This window comes from Thiocapsa sp. UBA6158 (assembly GCF_002423035.1).
Lineage (GTDB): Bacteria > Pseudomonadota > Gammaproteobacteria > Chromatiales > Chromatiaceae > Thiocapsa.
On the sequence record NZ_DIUM01000028.1, the window covers coordinates 1 to 14,877 of the forward strand.

General features: G+C 62.0%; 27 protein-coding genes. 26 read left to right on the plus strand and 1 reads right to left on the minus strand.

Going from position 1 to position 14,877, the window contains the following annotated elements; genetic code table 11:
• From B4N44_RS04100 to B4N44_RS04215, 24 genes are all read left to right on the plus strand, one after another.
• On the plus strand, positions 1-105 hold a 105-nt coding region (locus B4N44_RS04100), incomplete at its 5' end, for a large ribosomal subunit protein uL22 (RefSeq protein ID WP_296697275.1).
• A 10-nt stretch (positions 106-115) separates the two neighbouring features.
• On the plus strand, positions 116-793 hold the full coding sequence (gene rpsC, locus B4N44_RS04105) for a 30S ribosomal protein S3 (protein ID WP_296697195.1): 678 nt from the start codon (positions 116-118) through the stop codon (positions 791-793).
• Positions 794-796: 3 nt separating this feature from the next.
• Positions 797-1,210, plus strand: a complete 414-nt coding sequence (rplP, locus tag B4N44_RS04110; protein ID WP_093027490.1) for a 50S ribosomal protein L16 — start codon at positions 797-799, stop codon at positions 1,208-1,210.
• Positions 1,210-1,410 (plus strand): 50S ribosomal protein L29, encoded by a 201-nt coding sequence (gene rpmC, locus B4N44_RS04115; RefSeq protein WP_296697198.1) that lies wholly within the window; start codon positions 1,210-1,212, stop codon positions 1,408-1,410. The genes rplP and rpmC overlap by 1 nt, the downstream gene beginning before the upstream one ends.
• Positions 1,407-1,667: a 30S ribosomal protein S17 gene (rpsQ, locus tag B4N44_RS04120; RefSeq protein WP_093027494.1), complete on the plus strand. Its 261-nt coding sequence runs from the start codon at positions 1,407-1,409 to the stop codon at positions 1,665-1,667. The genes rpmC and rpsQ overlap by 4 nt, the downstream gene beginning before the upstream one ends.
• Positions 1,668-1,759: 92 nt before the next feature.
• Positions 1,760-2,128, plus strand: a complete 369-nt coding sequence (rplN, locus tag B4N44_RS04125; protein ID WP_007191148.1) for a 50S ribosomal protein L14 — start codon at positions 1,760-1,762, stop codon at positions 2,126-2,128.
• Between the two features lie 13 nt (positions 2,129-2,141).
• Positions 2,142-2,459 (plus strand): 50S ribosomal protein L24, encoded by a 318-nt coding sequence (gene rplX, locus B4N44_RS04130; RefSeq protein WP_296697203.1) that lies wholly within the window; start codon positions 2,142-2,144, stop codon positions 2,457-2,459.
• A 14-nt stretch (positions 2,460-2,473) separates the two neighbouring features.
• Positions 2,474-3,013, plus strand: coding sequence for a 50S ribosomal protein L5 (gene rplE, locus B4N44_RS04135; protein WP_296697204.1), 540 nt, complete (start codon positions 2,474-2,476; stop codon positions 3,011-3,013).
• A gap of 10 nt (positions 3,014-3,023) precedes the next feature.
• On the plus strand, positions 3,024-3,329 hold the full coding sequence (gene rpsN / locus B4N44_RS04140; RefSeq protein ID WP_296697206.1) for a 30S ribosomal protein S14: 306 nt from the start codon (positions 3,024-3,026) through the stop codon (positions 3,327-3,329).
• Positions 3,330-3,434: 105 nt separating this feature from the next.
• Positions 3,435-3,830: a 30S ribosomal protein S8 gene (gene rpsH, locus B4N44_RS04145; protein WP_093027502.1), complete on the plus strand. Its 396-nt coding sequence runs from the start codon at positions 3,435-3,437 to the stop codon at positions 3,828-3,830.
• Positions 3,831-3,842: 12 nt separating this feature from the next.
• Entirely contained in the window at positions 3,843-4,376 is a 534-nt protein-coding gene (gene rplF / locus B4N44_RS04150) for a 50S ribosomal protein L6 (protein ID WP_296697208.1), read from the plus strand.
• Positions 4,377-4,390: 14 nt separating this feature from the next.
• Entirely contained in the window at positions 4,391-4,747 is a 357-nt protein-coding gene (rplR, locus tag B4N44_RS04155) for a 50S ribosomal protein L18 (protein ID WP_296697210.1), read from the plus strand.
• 10 nt (positions 4,748-4,757) lie between these two features.
• Complete coding sequence (gene rpsE, locus B4N44_RS04160) at positions 4,758-5,264, plus strand: 30S ribosomal protein S5 (protein ID WP_093027509.1); 507 nt, start codon at positions 4,758-4,760, stop codon at positions 5,262-5,264.
• A 3-nt stretch (positions 5,265-5,267) separates the two neighbouring features.
• Positions 5,268-5,474 (plus strand): 50S ribosomal protein L30, encoded by a 207-nt coding sequence (gene rpmD / locus B4N44_RS04165; protein ID WP_007191140.1) that lies wholly within the window; start codon positions 5,268-5,270, stop codon positions 5,472-5,474.
• Positions 5,461-5,895 (plus strand): 50S ribosomal protein L15, encoded by a 435-nt coding sequence (rplO, locus tag B4N44_RS04170; RefSeq protein WP_296697216.1) that lies wholly within the window; start codon positions 5,461-5,463, stop codon positions 5,893-5,895. The genes rpmD and rplO overlap by 14 nt, the downstream gene beginning before the upstream one ends.
• Before the next feature lie 18 nt (positions 5,896-5,913).
• Positions 5,914-7,266 carry a preprotein translocase subunit SecY gene (gene secY, locus B4N44_RS04175; RefSeq protein ID WP_296697218.1) on the plus strand — a complete coding sequence of 451 codons (1,353 nt, stop codon included), beginning with the start codon at positions 5,914-5,916 and terminating at the stop codon, positions 7,264-7,266.
• 29 nt (positions 7,267-7,295) lie between these two features.
• Entirely contained in the window at positions 7,296-7,409 is a 114-nt protein-coding gene (gene rpmJ, locus B4N44_RS04180; RefSeq protein WP_083829165.1) for a 50S ribosomal protein L36, read from the plus strand.
• Between the two features lie 85 nt (positions 7,410-7,494).
• The gene (rpsM, locus tag B4N44_RS04185; RefSeq protein ID WP_093027517.1) at positions 7,495-7,851 is read left to right on the plus strand and encodes a 30S ribosomal protein S13; all 357 of its coding nucleotides are present in this window, start codon (positions 7,495-7,497) and stop codon (positions 7,849-7,851) included.
• Between the two features lie 38 nt (positions 7,852-7,889).
• On the plus strand, positions 7,890-8,279 hold the full coding sequence (gene rpsK, locus B4N44_RS04190) for a 30S ribosomal protein S11 (protein WP_007191136.1): 390 nt from the start codon (positions 7,890-7,892) through the stop codon (positions 8,277-8,279).
• 19 nt (positions 8,280-8,298) lie between these two features.
• Positions 8,299-8,919 carry a 30S ribosomal protein S4 gene (rpsD, locus tag B4N44_RS04195; RefSeq protein ID WP_093027519.1) on the plus strand — a complete coding sequence of 207 codons (621 nt, stop codon included), beginning with the start codon at positions 8,299-8,301 and terminating at the stop codon, positions 8,917-8,919.
• 22 nt (positions 8,920-8,941) lie between these two features.
• Complete coding sequence (locus B4N44_RS04200; protein ID WP_296697224.1) at positions 8,942-9,952, plus strand: DNA-directed RNA polymerase subunit alpha; 1,011 nt, start codon at positions 8,942-8,944, stop codon at positions 9,950-9,952.
• A gap of 36 nt (positions 9,953-9,988) precedes the next feature.
• Entirely contained in the window at positions 9,989-10,381 is a 393-nt protein-coding gene (gene rplQ / locus B4N44_RS04205; RefSeq protein ID WP_296697226.1) for a 50S ribosomal protein L17, read from the plus strand.
• Positions 10,382-10,442: 61 nt separating this feature from the next.
• On the plus strand, positions 10,443-11,192 hold the full coding sequence (locus tag B4N44_RS04210) for an SAM hydrolase/SAM-dependent halogenase family protein (RefSeq protein ID WP_296697228.1): 750 nt from the start codon (positions 10,443-10,445) through the stop codon (positions 11,190-11,192).
• Between the two features lie 289 nt (positions 11,193-11,481).
• Positions 11,482-12,279: a tellurite resistance TerB family protein gene (locus B4N44_RS04215; protein ID WP_296697230.1), complete on the plus strand. Its 798-nt coding sequence runs from the start codon at positions 11,482-11,484 to the stop codon at positions 12,277-12,279.
• 133 nt (positions 12,280-12,412) lie between these two features.
• Here B4N44_RS04215 and B4N44_RS04220 read toward each other — a convergent pair whose 3' ends face one another.
• Positions 12,413-13,822, minus strand: a complete 1,410-nt coding sequence (locus tag B4N44_RS04220) for a DEAD/DEAH box helicase (protein WP_296697232.1) — start codon at positions 13,820-13,822, stop codon at positions 12,413-12,415.
• A gap of 94 nt (positions 13,823-13,916) precedes the next feature.
• Here B4N44_RS04220 and B4N44_RS04225 point away from each other — a divergent pair, with 94 nt between their 5' ends.
• Both B4N44_RS04225 and B4N44_RS04230 read left to right on the plus strand, forming a co-directional pair.
• On the plus strand, positions 13,917-14,282 hold the full coding sequence (locus tag B4N44_RS04225) for a hypothetical protein (protein WP_296697233.1): 366 nt from the start codon (positions 13,917-13,919) through the stop codon (positions 14,280-14,282).
• A 347-nt stretch (positions 14,283-14,629) separates the two neighbouring features.
• Positions 14,630-14,877, plus strand: a 248-nt coding sequence (locus B4N44_RS04230) for a DNA gyrase subunit A (protein ID WP_296697277.1), incomplete at its 3' end; no start/stop codon positions are given.

Consider the following 14,877-nt stretch of genomic DNA (forward strand, 5'->3'; position numbering starts at 1 on the left):
GACGAGGGCCCGACCATGAAGCGGATCCGCCCGCGTGCCAAGGGTCGTGCAAATCGGATCATGAAACGCACCAGCCATATTCGGCTGACCGTGGCGGAAGGCTAAGGGGACCAGTATGGGACAGAAAGTTCATCCAACCGGCATCCGCCTTGGCATCGTCAAGGACTGGACCTCGAAGTGGTACGCAACGTCGAAGGACTATGCGAATTTTCTGAACACCGATCTCGAGGTGCGGTCCTTCCTGCGCAAGGAATTGGCCAAGGCATCGGTGAGTCGAATTCAGATCGATCGCCCCGCGAAGAATGCCCATATCACCATTCACACGGCACGCCCGGGTGTGGTGATCGGCAAGAAGGGCGAGGATATCGATAAGCTGCGTGCCAAGGTCTCCAACATGATGGGGATCCCGGTTCACATCAGCATCGAGGAGATCCGCAAGCCGGAGCTCGATGCGCAGCTCGTCGCCGAAGGGATCGCGCAGCAGCTCGAGCGCCGCATCATGTTCCGTCGGGCCATGAAGCGTGCGATCCAAAACACGATGCGACTCGGCGCCGAGGGCGTGCGGGTCAATGTTGCCGGTCGGTTGAATGGTGCGGAGATCGCTCGGACCGAGTGGGCGCGTGAGGGCCGAGTCCCGCTGCATACGCTGCGTGCCGACATCGATTACGGCTTCGCCGAGGCCCGTACCACCTACGGTGTGATCGGCGTGAAGGTCTGGATCTTCAAAGGCGAGGTGTTCGGTGATCAGCTCCCCGAGGAACCGGCGCCGAAGGCGTCCGCGAGAAGGGGATAAGTCATGCTGCAACCAAAACGCACAAAATTCCGCAAGCAACACAAAGGTCGCAACCGTGGCCTTGCACAGAGCGGCAACAAGGTTAGCTTCGGCGATTTCGGGTTGAAGGCGGTCGGTCGGGGCCGTCTGACGGCGCGACAGATCGAAGCCGCACGACGTGCCATCACCAGAAAGGTGAAGCGCGGCGGTAAGCTTTGGATTCGGGTCTTCCCGGACAAGCCGGTCTCGAAGAAGCCTCTCGAAGTCCGTATGGGTAAAGGCAAAGGCAACGTCGAGTACTGGGTCGCCCTGGTGCAGCCCGGCCTCGTGCTTTATGAGATCGAGGGCGTGACCGAAGAGCTGGCCCGCGAGGCGTTCGAGCTGGCCGCAGCTAAGCTCCCCGTGCAGACCACCTTTGAGAGACGGATGATCCTGTGATGAAGGCGAACGAGCTAAGAACGCGCAGCCCCGAAGACCTCCAGAAGGAGCTGATGAATCTGTTGCGCGAGCAATTCAACCTGCGGATGCAGAGGGGCACCGGTCAGTTGTCCAAGCCCTCGCAGATGAAGGCTGTACGTCGGGAAATCGCTCGTGTCAAGACGATTATGGGCGAGCAGAAGGCGGGTGCGACATCATGAGCGAAGAAACGAACAGCAACCGGACACTCGATGGACGGGTGACCAGCAGCGCGATGGACAAGACCGTCACTGTGCTCATCGAGCGCAAGGTCAAGCATCCCTTGTACGGCAAGTTCATGCGTCGCTCGACCAAGATCCATGCTCACGACGAAGAGAACGCCTGCTCCGAGGGCGATCTCGTCCGGGTCGAGCAGTGTCGTCCGCTGTCGAAGACCAAGACGTGGCGCTTGATCGAGATCATCGAAAAGGCCCGTTGAGACCCGTCGTGGACGCCCTGCTTCCGATAGGTCGCGGTGGACGCCGAGAAAACAGGTCATCCGGGCAGCACAACAGGTTTAGGTAAACAACAATGATTCAGATGCAGACCGATCTCAGCGTCGCCGACAACAGCGGCGCACGGCGGGTGCAGTGCATCAAGGTGCTCGGCGGATCGCATCGGCGCTACGCGGGCATCGGCGATGTCATCAAGGTCACCGTCAAGGACGCCATTCCGCGCGGGAAGGTCAAGAAAGGCGATGTCTACAACGCGGTCGTGGTGCGTACGCGTAAAGGCGTGCGTCGTCCGGACGGCTCGACCGTGCGTTTCGACGGCAATGCAGCCGTACTCTTGAACAACCAGCTTCAGCCGATCGGGACCCGTATCTTCGGGCCGGTGACGCGCGAGCTCCGCGGCGAGCGGTTCATGAAGATCATCTCGCTCGCACCTGAAGTCTTGTAAGGGGGCGGGAGAGATGCAGAAAATTAAGAAGGGTGACGACGTCATGGTCATCACCGGCAAAGACAAAGGCAAGCGAGGCACGGTGTTGAAGGTGCTCGACAAGGATCACGTTCTCGTCGAGAACATCAACATTGCCCGGAAGCATCAAAAAGCGAATCCGCAGGTCGGTGAGCCGGGCGGGATCGTCGATAAGATGATGCCGATCCAGGTGTCGAACGTCGCGCTCTACAACCCGCAGAAAGGCGGTCCGGATCGAGTTGGTTTCAAGATTCTCGAAGACGGCCGAAAGGTGCGCGTATTCAAGTCAGACGGCGAAGTCGTCGACGCCTGATCGAAGGAAACGAGATGACCAGACTACAGAAAGATTACCAGGATCGTATCGTCGGCGAGTTGCGCGAGCGGTTCGGCTTCAAGAGCGTGATGCAGGTTCCTCGAATCGAGAAGATTACACTCAACATGGGTGTCGGTGAGGCGATCGCGGACAAGAAGGTCATGGATAATGCCGTGGGTGATCTGCGTCTCATCGCCGGCCAGCAACCGATCGTGACCTTTGCACGTAAATCCGTCGCGGGTTTCAAGATCCGCGAGGGTTGGCCGATCGGCTGCAAGGTGACGCTGCGTCGCGAGCGGATGTACGAGTTCCTGGACCGTCTGGTCAGCGTCGCCATCCCGCGTATCCGCGATTTCCGCGGCCTGAGCGCGAAGGCGTTCGATGGACGCGGCAACTATTCGATGGGCGTGCGCGAGCAGATCATCTTCCCCGAGATCGACTACGACAAGATCGATACGCTGCGGGGTCTGGATATCACCATCACGACGACGGCGCGGACGGACGAAGAAGGGCGTGCGCTGCTCGAGGCATTCCACTTCCCATTCCGCACCTGAGGTCGAGACGATGGCGAAAAAGAGTATGATCGCGCGCGATCACAAGCGCGCCCTGATTGCAGCCCGCTTTGCCGGGAAGCGTGCGGCCTTGAAAGCCGTCATCAACGACCGCGCCGCAAGCGGCGAGCAAGTCGAAGAGGCGCTGGCCAAGCTGCAGCAGCTTCCGCGCGATGCCGGACCGACGCGCCAGCAACGGCGTTGCCGAGTCAGCGGGCGTCCGCACGCTGTCTACCGCAAGTTCGGACTCTCGCGCAACAAGATCCGCGAGGCAGTGATGCGCGGCGACGCGCCCGGCGTTGTCAAGGCAAGTTGGTAAGAGAAGAATTTCGACCCCTACCGATGCGGTCAACCAGGCCGTATCGGTTCATTGAAACCTGACGGGTATCGCACCGAAGAGGTGGTCTGACCCCCGGAGAAGCCCATGAGTATGTCGGATCCGATTGCGGATATGCTGACGCGTATCCGCAACGGCCAGCAGCGCGGCAAGATCACGATCGCGATGCCGTCGTCCAAGCAGAAGGTCGCGATAGCGAATCTGCTGAAGGCCGAAGGTTACATCGCCGACGCGACGGTCGAGGCAAATGGCAGCAAACCCGAGTTGGTGGTCAAGCTCAAATATTTCCGGGGTAAACCCGTGATCGAGCAGCTCACCCGTGTCTCGCGTCCGGGCCTGCGGATCTACCGCGGCAAGGACGACCTGCCCAAGGTGTGGGCGGGACTCGGGATCGCGATCGTCTCCACGTCCAAAGGCTTGATGACCGACCGTGCCGCCCGCCAAGCGGGGCACGGTGGCGAGATCATCGCCTACGTCGCTTAAGAGGATCCGATCATGTCACGAGTTGCAAAGGCGCCGATTGTCCTGCCGAAGGGTGTGACGGTCGAGATCTCGGGCCAAGACGTCAAGGTCAAGGGCTCGAAGGGAACCCTGGAGTGGTCCGTCCACCCCGCGGTGAATCTGTCGCAAGTCGAGGGTGAGCTCCGGTTCGCTCCGGCCGAAGGGCACGAGACCGCCTGGGCCATGGCGGGGACCACACGCGCTCTGCTGAACAACATGGTGGTGGGCTGCAGCACGGGTTTCGTGCGCAAGCTCTCCTTGGTGGGCGTCGGCTACCGTGCGCAGGCGAAGGGCGATGTGCTCAACCTGAGCCTAGGTTTCTCCCATCCGATCGATTATCCGGTTCCCGCGGGCATCACGATCGAGACCCCGAGCCAGACGGAGATCGTCGTCACGGGTGCCGATAAACAACGCGTCGGTCAGGTTGCCTCGGAGATCCGAGGATTCCGGCCGCCCGAGCCCTACAAGGGTAAAGGCGTGCGTTACGCGGACGAAGACGTCTTGCGTAAGGAAGCCAAGAAGAAATAGGGGTCTCAGAAACAATGGACAAAAAACAAGCTCGCCTGCGTCGCGCGACGCGGGCACGGGCGAAGATTCGCGAGTTAGGTGTGTTTCGCCTGTGCATTCACCGCACCCCGCGCCACATCTACGCCCAAGTCATTGCGCCGGAAGGCAACCGCGTCGTCGCCAGCGCCTCGACAGTGGAGCCGGCGTTTCGCGAAGCCATTCCGGGTCACAAGGGCAACATCGCTGCGGCGGCGACCATCGGCAAGGCGATTGCCGAGCGTGCTCTTTCCGCCGGCGTCGAGTCCGTAGCCTTCGACCGCTCCGGATTTCGCTATCACGGCCGTCTCAAGGCGCTGGCGGATGCCGCGCGTGAGAGCGGACTGAAATTCTAGGGGTAAGAGCATGGCGAACTTCAATCCGAAGAACGAGGGGGATGATCTCCTCGAGAAGCTGGTCGCGGTCAACCGTGTCGCCAAGGTCGTGAAGGGCGGGCGCCAATTCGGTTTCGCCGCCTTGACGGTGGTGGGCGACGGCAAGGGTCGCGTCGGTTTCGGTCGCGGCAAGGCCCGCGAGGTGCCGGTGGCGATCCAGAAGGCGATGGAAAACGCGCGCAAAAATATGATCGAGGTGAAGCTCAACGGCAGCACCTTGCAATACCCGCTCAACGGGCGGCATGGCGCGGCGAAGGTGTTCATGCAGCCGGCATCCGAAGGTACCGGGATCATCGCGGGCGGCGCCATGCGCGCGGTCTTCGAGGTCCTGGGCGTCCAGAACGTGCTGGCCAAGTGCATCGGGACGAACAACCCGATCAACGTGGTTCGCGCGACGGTTCAGGGGCTACGAACCATGAACGATCCCGAGACGATTGCCGCGAAGCGTGGCAAGACGGTCGCCGAGATCCTGGGGTAGACGATGGCCGACAAAAAGATGATGAAGGTCAAGCTGGTGCGCAGCGTCCACGGACGCCTCGCCAACCACAAGGCGTGCGTTCGCGGTCTCGGGCTGCGGCGTATGAACCATGTGGTGGAGGTCGAGGACACGCCCTGCACGCGCGGCATGGTGAACACCGTGTCTTACATGGTTTCGATCGTGGAGGAGTCTCGCGATGCGGCTCAATGATCTCAAGCCCGATGCGGGCAGTCGACCCGCTGCCAAGCGCGTCGGTCGCGGCATCGGCAGCGGTCTGGGAAAGACCTGCGGACGCGGCCACAAGGGGCAGAAGTCCCGCAAGGGCGGTTTCCACAAGGTCGGCTTCGAAGGCGGTCAGATGCCCTTGCAGCGTCGTCTGCCGAAGGTCGGCTTCCGCTCGCGTACGGCGGCGACAAGGGCCGAGGTTCGCCTGAGCGAGCTTGCGCGGGTCGAGGGCGACACGATCGATTTACTCTCGCTGGTTCAGGCACGTGTTGTGAGCCAGTCGATCAAGAGCGCGAAGATCATTGCCTCGGGTGAGGTCGGGCGGGCCTTCACGGTGCGTGGCGTGGGTGTCACCAAGGGTGCCCGAGCCGCGATCGAAGCAGCCGGCGGCACGATCGAAGACTAGCTTAAGGGCGCGAATCGGATGGCTAAGAAAGGCGGATCGATGGGACAGACGCTCGGCGGTATGGGGCGTCTGACCGAGCTGCGGGCGCGATTGCTGTTCGTGGTCGGTGCCCTCCTGGTCTATCGCATCGGGACATTCATTCCGGTTCCGGGCGTGAATCCCGAGGCGCTGGCCATCCTGTTCGACCAAAACCAAGGCTCCATCCTGGACATGTTCAACATGTTCTCGGGCGGCGCCCTGGAGCGCGCGAGTTTGTTCGCGCTCGGGATCATGCCCTACATCTCGGCGTCGATCATCATGCAGTTGATGACCTCCGTGGTCCCGAAGCTCGAGCAGCTGAAAAAGGAAGGTGAGTCAGGGCGTCGGAAGATTACCCAGTACACGCGCTATGGCACGGTCGTATTGGCGACCTTCCAGGCCGTCGGGATCTCGATGGCGTTGCAGGGGCAGACCGCAGGCGGCTCGGCTCTGGTCAGTCACGCGGGTATCGGCTTCGTCTTTACGGCGACGGTGTCGCTGGTGACCGGGACCATGTTCCTCATGTGGCTCGGCGAGCAGATCACCGAACGGGGTATCGGCAACGGCATCTCGCTGATCATCTTCGCGGGCATCGTCGCCGGACTGCCCTCTGCGCTGGGCGGGACATTGGAGCTGGCGCGCACCGGCGAGATGAACTCTTTGGCCGTGCTGGCGCTGTTCGCCATGGCGCTCGCCGTGACGGCCTTCGTGGTCTTCGTCGAGCGAGGTCAACGGCGGATTACGGTGAACTATGCGCGGCGTCAGCAGGGCCGCAAGATGATGCAGGCCCAGAGCACGCATCTACCGCTCAAGCTGAACATGGCTGGCGTGATTCCGCCGATCTTTGCCTCGAGTATCATCCTGTTCCCCGGCACGCTGGGCCAATGGTTCGGGAGCAGCGAGGGCATGCGTTGGTTGGCCGATATCACAGCGAAGCTGTCGCCGGGAGAGCCCGTCTACGTCCTGCTTTATGCGGCGGCGATCATCTTCTTTTGCTTTTTCTATACCGCCTTGGTCTTCAACGCCAAGGATACAGCCGACAATCTGAAGCGCTCCGGTGCCTTTATTCCGGGGATCAGGCCAGGCGAGCAGACGGCGCGGTACATCGACACCGTGATGACGCGGTTGACCGCGGCAGGTGCGATCTACATCACGGCCGTGTGTTTGCTGCCCGAGTTTCTCATCGTCGGTTACAACGTGCCCTTCTACTTCGGCGGAACGTCCCTGTTGATCGTCGTCGTGGTGGTGATGGATTTCATGGCCCAGGTTCAAGCTCACTTGATGTCACATCAATACGAAGGCTTGATGCGGAAAGCAAACCTAAAGTCGCCGGGCGCCGGCATGCTGCGCTGAGTGGCGCTCGAGTCTGAAGGAGAGAACAAATGAAAGTGCGAGCATCTGTTAAGAAGTTGTGCCGGAACTGCAAGATCATCCGGCGCAACGGCACCGTGAGGGTCATCTGCAAGGATCCGCGCCACAAACAACGCCAGGGCTAGGACCTACGGCTTGATTGAAGGCAGCAGTTTGATATACTACGCGGTTTACCCGCTTGGCAATTTGGATTTCAGGGGTTTCTAAGCTATGGCCCGTATCGCCGGCGTCAACATCCCGGACAAGAAGCACGCCGTCATCGCGTTGACTTCGATTTATGGCATCGGCCGCGTGCGTGCCGCTGTGATCTGCGACGCCGCCGGTGTACCGCGCGATGCCAAGGTTCAGAGCCTCACGGAAGAAGAGGTCGACAAGCTCCGCAACGAGGTCGGCAAGTTCTCCGTGGAGGGCGATTTGCGGCGCGAAGTGTCGATGAATATCAAGCGTTTGATGGACCTCGGCTGTAACCGCGGCATTCGTCACCGTCGCGGCTTGCCGTTGCGTGGCCAGCGGACCCGCACGAACGCACGTACCCGCAAGGGTCCGCGTCGTCCCATCAAACGATAAGGGCGCTTGGGCGCAGCGAAAGGGCTGGAAAACCTCGAATGGCTAAACCGACTCGTACGATCAAGAAAAAGATCAAGAAGCAGGTGGCGGATGGGATTGCTCACGTCCACGCCTCGTTCAACAACACCATCATCACCATCACTGACCGTCAAGGCAATGTGTTGTCGTGGGCAACCGCAGGTGGCTCCGGGTTCCGGGGATCGCGCAAGAGCACGCCTTTCGCTGCGCAGGTCGCGGCCGACAAGGCCGGCCAGGCGGTGAAAGACTACGGTCTGCGTAACCTCGACGTCAATGTGAAGGGTCCAGGGCCGGGTCGTGAGTCTGCGGTGCGTGCACTCAATAACGCCGGATTCAAGATCACGAGCATTACCGACGTGACGCCGATCCCGCACAATGGCTGCCGCCCGCCCAAGAAGCGGCGCGTCTGATACAGGAACAGGTAGAGACATGGCACGTTATACAGGCCCAACCTGCAAACTCGCACGGCGCGAGGGGACCGATCTCGCCCTGAAGAGTCGCGCGCGCTCGCTGGACACCAAGTGCAACCTCGAGAAGCAGCCCGGTCAAACCACGGATCGTCGGCGTCGGCTTTCGGACTACGGTGTGCAGCTTCGCGAGAAGCAAAAGGTTCGTCGAATCTATGGACTGATGGAGCGTCAGTTCCGCAATTATTACAAGAAAGCGGCTCAAGCCAAGGGCGCGACGGGCGAAAACCTGTTGCAGCTCCTCGAGCGCCGCCTCGACAACGTCGTGTACCGGATGGGTTTCGGCGCGACGCGCTCCGAAGCCCGTCAATTGGTCAGTCACAAGGCCATCTTGGTCAACGGCCGCGTGGTGAACATCGCCTCCTACCAGGTCGGTGCCGATGATCATGTCGAGGTCCGAGAGGTCGCGAAGAAGCAGGTGCGCGTCCAAAACGCGCTGGCGCTCGCCGAGCAGTATGGCTTCCCCGATTGGGTCGAAGTCGATACCAAAGGTTTCAAGGGCGTCTTCAAGCGTATTCCGGACCGCTCGGACCTGCCGGCCGACATCAACGAATCGCTGATCGTCGAGTTGTACTCCAAGTAAGGAGCTTCGTGAGGGGCACTGAATGACTGACGCTATTGGCGAATTTCTCAAACCGCGCATCGTACGGGTCGAGGCGGTCGACGGCAGCTCGACGCATGCCCGGGTGTCGCTGGAGCCGCTCGAGCGTGGCTTCGGGCATACCCTCGGCAATGCGCTGCGCCGTATTCTCTTATCCTCGATGGACGGCTGGGCGGTGACGGAGGTCGAGATCCAGGGCGTCTTGCATGAGTACACCACGATTCCGGGCGTCCAAGAGGATGTTCTTGAGATCCTGCTGAATCTGAAACAGCTCGCCATCTCCCTCAAGGGCAAGGACGAGGCGACCTTTACGGTGAGCAAGACAGGTCCGGGTGTCGTGACCGCCGCGGACATCGCGATCGACCATACCGCCGAGATCGCCAACCCCCATCTGGTCATCGCGAACATGACCGAGGGTGAGTTAAGCATGTCGATGACGATTCGGCGCGGGCGCGGTTACGAGCCTGCGACGCAGCGCGAGCTCGACGAGGGCGAAGATCGCCCGATCGGCAAGCTGCCGCTGGACGCATCCTACAGTCCGATTCGGCGGGTCTCCATCGAGGTCCAGTCGGCGCGTGTCGAGCAGCGCACCGATTTGGATCGGTTGGTCATCGACTTGGAGACCAACGGGACCATCGATCCGCGCGAGGCGATACAGCGGGCTGCGACGATCCTTCGAGATCAGTTGTCCAGCTTCGTCGCCTTGGAAGGGTCCGGTCCGTCGGATACGCATGTCATGGAGGCGCGCGACGAGTCGCCCTACGATCCGATTCTGCTGCGTCCGGTCGACGACCTCGAGCTGACCGTTCGCTCCGCGAACTGTCTGAAGGCCGAGAACATCTATCTGATCGGCGATTTGATCCAGCGTACCGAAGTCGAACTTCTCAAGACGCCGAATCTCGGCAAGAAGTCGTTGACCGAGATCAAGGATGTGCTCGCGACACGCGGACTGTCGCTCGGGATGCGTCTCGAAAACTGGCCGCCGGACAATATCGCCGAGCTCGGCATTCGCTAACGCTTTTCGACTCAAGAACTATTCGGGATTAGGACCATGCGTCATCGCAATGCCGGAAGGCACCTCAATCGCACCGGCTCGCACCGCGAGGCCATGTTTCGCAACATGGCGGCGTCGTTGTTTCGCCATGAACTGATCAAGACCACATTGCCTAAGGCCAAGGAACTGCGGCGCGTTGCAGAGCCTTTGATCACGCTGGCAAAGAGCGATTCCGTTCACACCCGACGCCTTGCCTTTGCGCGGCTGCGCGACAAGGAAGCGGTCGGCAAGCTTTTCGTCGAGCTTGGGCCGCGCTACCAGGCGCGTCCGGGTGGCTATCTGCGCATCCTCAAGTGCGGTTTTCGCGCCGGCGATGCCGCGCCGATGGCTTACGTCGAGCTGGTTGACCGTCCCGCGGACGCGGTGGTCGTCGAAGACGACGAGGATTGACTTGCGTCTTGATGTGCTTGTATCAAAAAGCCGGGTTCTTGCCCGGCTTTTTGGTTGACTGATGTCGCCGATCCGGCGCCTTGTCCTCGTCACCGATTTCGGCGACGGCATCTATGTCGGGCAGATGCGCGCTCGGCTCGGTGATCTACTCCCCGGGGTTCCCCTCGTGGATCTCGTTCACGACCTCCCGCCGTTCCGCATCGATTTGGCCGCCTGTCTCTTGCCTGCACTCGTGCGCGATATGCCAGCCGGATCGATCTATGTTTGTGTCGTGGATCCGGGTGTCGGGGGTGCGCGCGCCGGTCTTCTGGTTCAAATGCGTGACTCCTGGTTCATCGGTCCCGACAACGGTTTGCTGGTTCCGCTCGTGCATTGCGCCGAGGATGCCGTCGTGGCTCGGATCGGCTGGTATCCGTCCGTGCTTTCGGCGAGCTTCCACGGACGCGACTGGTTCGCCCCTGCTGCGGCACGCCTGGCGCTCGGCACGGACCTTCAGCTGTGCCCACTCGATCCGGCCGACATGGTCGGGTCGGACTGGCCGAAGGAACGCGCTGCGGTCGTTTACGTCGATCGCTTCGGGAATCTGATGACCGGGCTTCAGGCGACGGGTCGACCGAGGACGCACGCGTTGCAGGTCGGGCAACGATGTCTCCGGCATGCTCGGACCTTCTGCGAGGTCGCATCCGGCGAGGCGTTTTGGTACGAGAATGCATTCGGACTCGTCGAGATCGCGGTCAATCTCGGTCGAGCGGATCGCGAGCTGGGCCTGTCTCCGGGCGATCCCATCGGTCCTTTCCTGCCCCTCGGGTGAAGCAATGCGCGCAGTCGCCGATGCGCCCCTCCGGCCTGCTGCTTTGGCCATGATTGCCCCCGGCATTTTGTCGCTTTTCCGGCGGGCGCGATGACCTATAGTGTGGTAACGGTGTAGAGGCCGAGTGTCCGTCGGACACCCGATGTCGCCTTTCTGTTTTATCCGAAGCTTCAGGCTTCGAATAGACCCCTGCACCCTTCGCGGTATTCTGGACCCGGCCCGCTTCGATTGGCGGCGGAGGGCCGGCAGTGCGCGACGAGCGATCCATCCATCCCTATCGGAGAATGACATGGCCAACTTCGGCGATCTACTCGGTAGCTTCATTCAGAACAACATGGCGAAGTCCGGCTCCGGCCGGATGGGGAACGCGCTGCAGGATCTTCAGGCAAATCTCGGCCGGATGGCCGGCGGTCAGGGCGGGGGTGGCGGCGCCGGCGGCAATATGCTCGGCGGTCTCCTCGAGATGGCCAAGGGTACCCTGGGCAACGCCTCGCAGAACCCCATGCAGGCCGGCGGAATCGGCGCCGTGCTCGGCTCGGTCTTGGGCGGCGGCGGAAAGTCGGTGAAGGGCGCCATGACCGGGGGCGCGCTGGCGATGCTGGCCGGGATCGCCTACAAGGCGTTTACCGAATCGGATCAAGCGGCTCAGGCGTCCGGGATGACCGCCGCGAGCGCTCCGGCAGCATTCCCGTTGGGCCTCAGATCCCCGCAGACTGCGGCAGAGGAGCAGGCCTTGGAGAACACCGCACAACTGATCATCAAGGGCATGATCAACATCGCCAAGTCGGATGGTCAGGTGAGCGTGGACGAGATCCAGCGAATCGTCGGAAGAATCGAGGCCGCCGGCATGGGCGCGGAGGCTCAGGAGTGGTTGATGACTGAGCTGCGTCAGCCGCTGAATCTCGACGCCTTCGTGGCCGAGATCCCGAGTCCCGAGGTGGCTGCCGAGGTCTATGCGGCATCCCTGCTAGCGGTGGAGGTGGACACCCCGCAAGAGCAGCACTATCTCCGCGACTTTGCCGAGAAGGCCGGACTGCATCCGCTCGTCGTGCAACACATTCACCAGTCGATGGGCGTCGCGGTCTGAGAACGCCGAGTCGGATCTTGCCGCGGAGTTACAGGGAAAGGCACGACACCTTCGGTCTCCTGCCGTGTCGTTCCGTGCCTCCGCGGCCAAGAGTGCTCGTTGCCGGCGCCCGAGAGCGACTCGGGCACCCGGGTCAGTTCTTCGCTCCGTCGCCTTGATCGGGTTTGGGTTCGGGTTTGGGTTGCGCTTGAGCGGTCCGTCTCTTCCCGAGCGGTGCATGACCGGCATCGACCCCGATCTCGCTTCCCGCAGGTGACTTGGGCAGGCGTCGTTTGCCGATGTTCTTGCGGTCGCGCAGACGGTCTTTCGGTTTGGGCGCAGCGACCTTTGCAGCGACCGCCTTCGCGCCGGTCTTTTTCGCGCCCTTCTTTGCGCCCGAGCGTTTGGTCGGACCCCCTTTGTACGACGCCTTGAGCCCTTCGATGCTGCGACGCACGAGGTCGAGATTCAGATAGCGCTCGATGCTCTCCAGCCGATTCCATTCGGAGGCCCCGACCAGCGAGATGGCCACGCCTTGCTCGCCGGCCCGGCCGGTACGCCCGGTGCGATGGAGATAATCGTCCCCGCTGCGCGGCAAGTCGAAGTTGATCACCCGCTGCACGCCCGGGATGTCGAGCCCGCGCGCCGCCACGTCGGTTGCGATCAGGACGTTGATACGCCCGCTGTGGAGCAGCCCGACGACGCGATTACGCTCGCGCTGCTCGAGCTCGCCGTGGAGCACGGCGGCGCGTTGTCCTTCGCCCATCAGATAGTTGCCGAGCGCCGTTGCGCCGTCGCGGGTGTTGGTGAAGACCAGCGCCTTCTCGTAGATCTCGTTGCGGAGCAGCCAAAGGATTTGTTGCTGCTTGTGCTCCGGCCCGTCGCTCAAGAAGACCTGATTCGTGATGTCCGGGTGCTGCTCGCGCACCGGATTGACGGTCAGCACGCGCGGCTCGCGCAGCAGACGCTCGGTGATGCGGCTCAGACCCCGATGGTGTAGGGTCGCCGAGAACAACATCGACTGACGGGCCGGATTGGTGCGAGCGATGATCGTCAGGACGTCGTCGACGAAGCCCAGGTCGAGCATGCGGTCGGCCTCGTCGAGGACCAGAATCTCCAGGTCGCTCAGGTCGGCCTCGCCCGCCTCGAGAAGCTCCAGCAAACGACCGGGCGTCGCCACCAGGATCTCCGGGTTCTTGCGCAAGGTCGCGATCTGATGCCCCTTGGAGTCGCCGCCCGTGATGACGCCGTTGTTCAGGCGTGTGTAGCTCCCGATGCGCGTGAAATGCACATGGATCTGGCGGGCGAGCTCGCGGGTCGGCACCAGGATCAAGGCGCGCGTTCCGCTGTCGGAGCGCGGCGCGCCGACCAGGCGCTCCATGATCGGCAGCAGAAAGGCGGCGGTCTTGCCCGAGCCCGTTGCGGCCGAAACCAAGAGATCCAGACCCTCCATCGCGGCGGGTATCACCTTCGCCTGGACCTCGGTCGGGGTCTCGAAACCCTCTTTCTCGAGTCCGCGCATGAGCGCGTCCGGAAGTAAAAATTCAGCAAAGTTCCTGTTCATGGGCGTCACGATACACCAAATACGGGCCTTCGCGGCAGGCCGGTGACGTCGCCTCGCACGCTCCACGACAGCCGATGTCTACCCGGAGACCTCCATGCTGACCCTTAATCCGGGGCTGCCGACGGTTCCTCCGCGCGCTGCCGACAGCTTCGATACCCGGGCGCGGGCCATCGCCGGTCGCGTCTCCCAGTCGATGGCCCGACATCCCAACCTGGACGCCTTCCTCGTCGGGCTTCCCTTTCGGCCGAGCGAGTCGAACCATCGCAATCACCCCGTTTTCATGTCCGAGGTCTTAAGCCGCGTCCAGCGCGAGATGCGTCATTTTCACTCTGCGTTTGGCTTTGGAGATGTCCTCGATTTCGCTGAGACGCGGTTTAAAATTTCAATTTTTCAATGCTTTAAAACGCGCCAGCTCCGACGGTCGTCGGAGCTGGCGCAGCCAAGCCATTCCAACACATGACGCATGCCGCACCGGGCGTGGTTTACGTCCGCTCGACACGGGCTATCGGGTCACGGCGAGCTTCGGTGTCGCGCAGCGTCGACCCGAGGAGGACATGGATGCGCCCTTGCGGCGGGCCGACGATCTGTTGTGCCGGGCGAAGAGCAACGAACGCAATCAGATCCTCCTCGCGCCGACCGCCGCGGTCCCCGATCGCCGCCGAAACAGGGCGCATCGCCGACAAAGTGGCCGTGACGGATGGGGAAGGGGTGCCCCGCGTGGTAAACTTCACGGGCTAAACCATCAGTCCAAACGCGGCCCGTCCCGGTGCTCCGCGCGGCACGCCTCAACGTCGGTTCACCACGCCCATGGCAGATTTCGCGAGAGAAGTTATACCCATCAATCTCGAGGACGAGATGCGTCAGTCCTACCTCGATTATGCCATGAGCGTAATCGTGGGACGCGCGCTTCCCGATGTCCGCGACGGACTCAAGCCGGTCCATCGGCGCGTCCTCTTCTCGATGAGCGAGCAGGGCAACGTCTGGAACCGTGCCTACCGCAAGTCCGCCCGCGTAGTCGGCGACGTCATGGGTAAATACCACCCGCACGGCGACTC

What these genes read in the sequence shown, in the direction of transcription:
- rpsC (WP_296697195.1), top strand. Translation starts at nt 116, where the DNA reads ATGGGACAGAAAGTTCATCCAACCGGCATCCGCCTTGGCATCGTCAAG.
- rplP (WP_093027490.1), top strand. Translation starts at nt 797, where the DNA reads ATGCTGCAACCAAAACGCACAAAATTCCGCAAGCAACACAAAGGTCGC.
- rpmC (WP_296697198.1), top strand. Translation starts at nt 1,210, where the DNA reads ATGAAGGCGAACGAGCTAAGAACGCGCAGCCCCGAAGACCTCCAGAAG.
- rpsQ (WP_093027494.1), top strand. Translation starts at nt 1,407, where the DNA reads ATGAGCGAAGAAACGAACAGCAACCGGACACTCGATGGACGGGTGACC.
- rplN (WP_007191148.1), top strand. Translation starts at nt 1,760, where the DNA reads ATGATTCAGATGCAGACCGATCTCAGCGTCGCCGACAACAGCGGCGCA.
- rplX (WP_296697203.1), top strand. Translation starts at nt 2,142, where the DNA reads ATGCAGAAAATTAAGAAGGGTGACGACGTCATGGTCATCACCGGCAAA.
- rplE (WP_296697204.1), top strand. Translation starts at nt 2,474, where the DNA reads ATGACCAGACTACAGAAAGATTACCAGGATCGTATCGTCGGCGAGTTG.
- rpsN (WP_296697206.1), top strand. Translation starts at nt 3,024, where the DNA reads ATGGCGAAAAAGAGTATGATCGCGCGCGATCACAAGCGCGCCCTGATT.
- rpsH (WP_093027502.1), top strand. Translation starts at nt 3,435, where the DNA reads ATGAGTATGTCGGATCCGATTGCGGATATGCTGACGCGTATCCGCAAC.
- rplF (WP_296697208.1), top strand. Translation starts at nt 3,843, where the DNA reads ATGTCACGAGTTGCAAAGGCGCCGATTGTCCTGCCGAAGGGTGTGACG.
- rplR (WP_296697210.1), top strand. Translation starts at nt 4,391, where the DNA reads ATGGACAAAAAACAAGCTCGCCTGCGTCGCGCGACGCGGGCACGGGCG.
- rpsE (WP_093027509.1), top strand. Translation starts at nt 4,758, where the DNA reads ATGGCGAACTTCAATCCGAAGAACGAGGGGGATGATCTCCTCGAGAAG.
- rpmD (WP_007191140.1), top strand. Translation starts at nt 5,268, where the DNA reads ATGGCCGACAAAAAGATGATGAAGGTCAAGCTGGTGCGCAGCGTCCAC.
- rplO (WP_296697216.1), top strand. Translation starts at nt 5,461, where the DNA reads ATGCGGCTCAATGATCTCAAGCCCGATGCGGGCAGTCGACCCGCTGCC.
- secY (WP_296697218.1), top strand. Translation starts at nt 5,914, where the DNA reads ATGGCTAAGAAAGGCGGATCGATGGGACAGACGCTCGGCGGTATGGGG.
- rpmJ (WP_083829165.1), top strand. Translation starts at nt 7,296, where the DNA reads ATGAAAGTGCGAGCATCTGTTAAGAAGTTGTGCCGGAACTGCAAGATC.
- rpsM (WP_093027517.1), top strand. Translation starts at nt 7,495, where the DNA reads ATGGCCCGTATCGCCGGCGTCAACATCCCGGACAAGAAGCACGCCGTC.
- rpsK (WP_007191136.1), top strand. Translation starts at nt 7,890, where the DNA reads ATGGCTAAACCGACTCGTACGATCAAGAAAAAGATCAAGAAGCAGGTG.
- rpsD (WP_093027519.1), top strand. Translation starts at nt 8,299, where the DNA reads ATGGCACGTTATACAGGCCCAACCTGCAAACTCGCACGGCGCGAGGGG.
- B4N44_RS04200 (WP_296697224.1), top strand. Translation starts at nt 8,942, where the DNA reads ATGACTGACGCTATTGGCGAATTTCTCAAACCGCGCATCGTACGGGTC.
- rplQ (WP_296697226.1), top strand. Translation starts at nt 9,989, where the DNA reads ATGCGTCATCGCAATGCCGGAAGGCACCTCAATCGCACCGGCTCGCAC.
- B4N44_RS04210 (WP_296697228.1), top strand. Translation starts at nt 10,443, where the DNA reads ATGTCGCCGATCCGGCGCCTTGTCCTCGTCACCGATTTCGGCGACGGC.
- B4N44_RS04215 (WP_296697230.1), top strand. Translation starts at nt 11,482, where the DNA reads ATGGCCAACTTCGGCGATCTACTCGGTAGCTTCATTCAGAACAACATG.
- B4N44_RS04220 (WP_296697232.1), bottom strand. Translation starts at nt 13,822, where the DNA reads ATGAACAGGAACTTTGCTGAATTTTTACTTCCGGACGCGCTCATGCGC.
- B4N44_RS04225 (WP_296697233.1), top strand. Translation starts at nt 13,917, where the DNA reads ATGCTGACCCTTAATCCGGGGCTGCCGACGGTTCCTCCGCGCGCTGCC.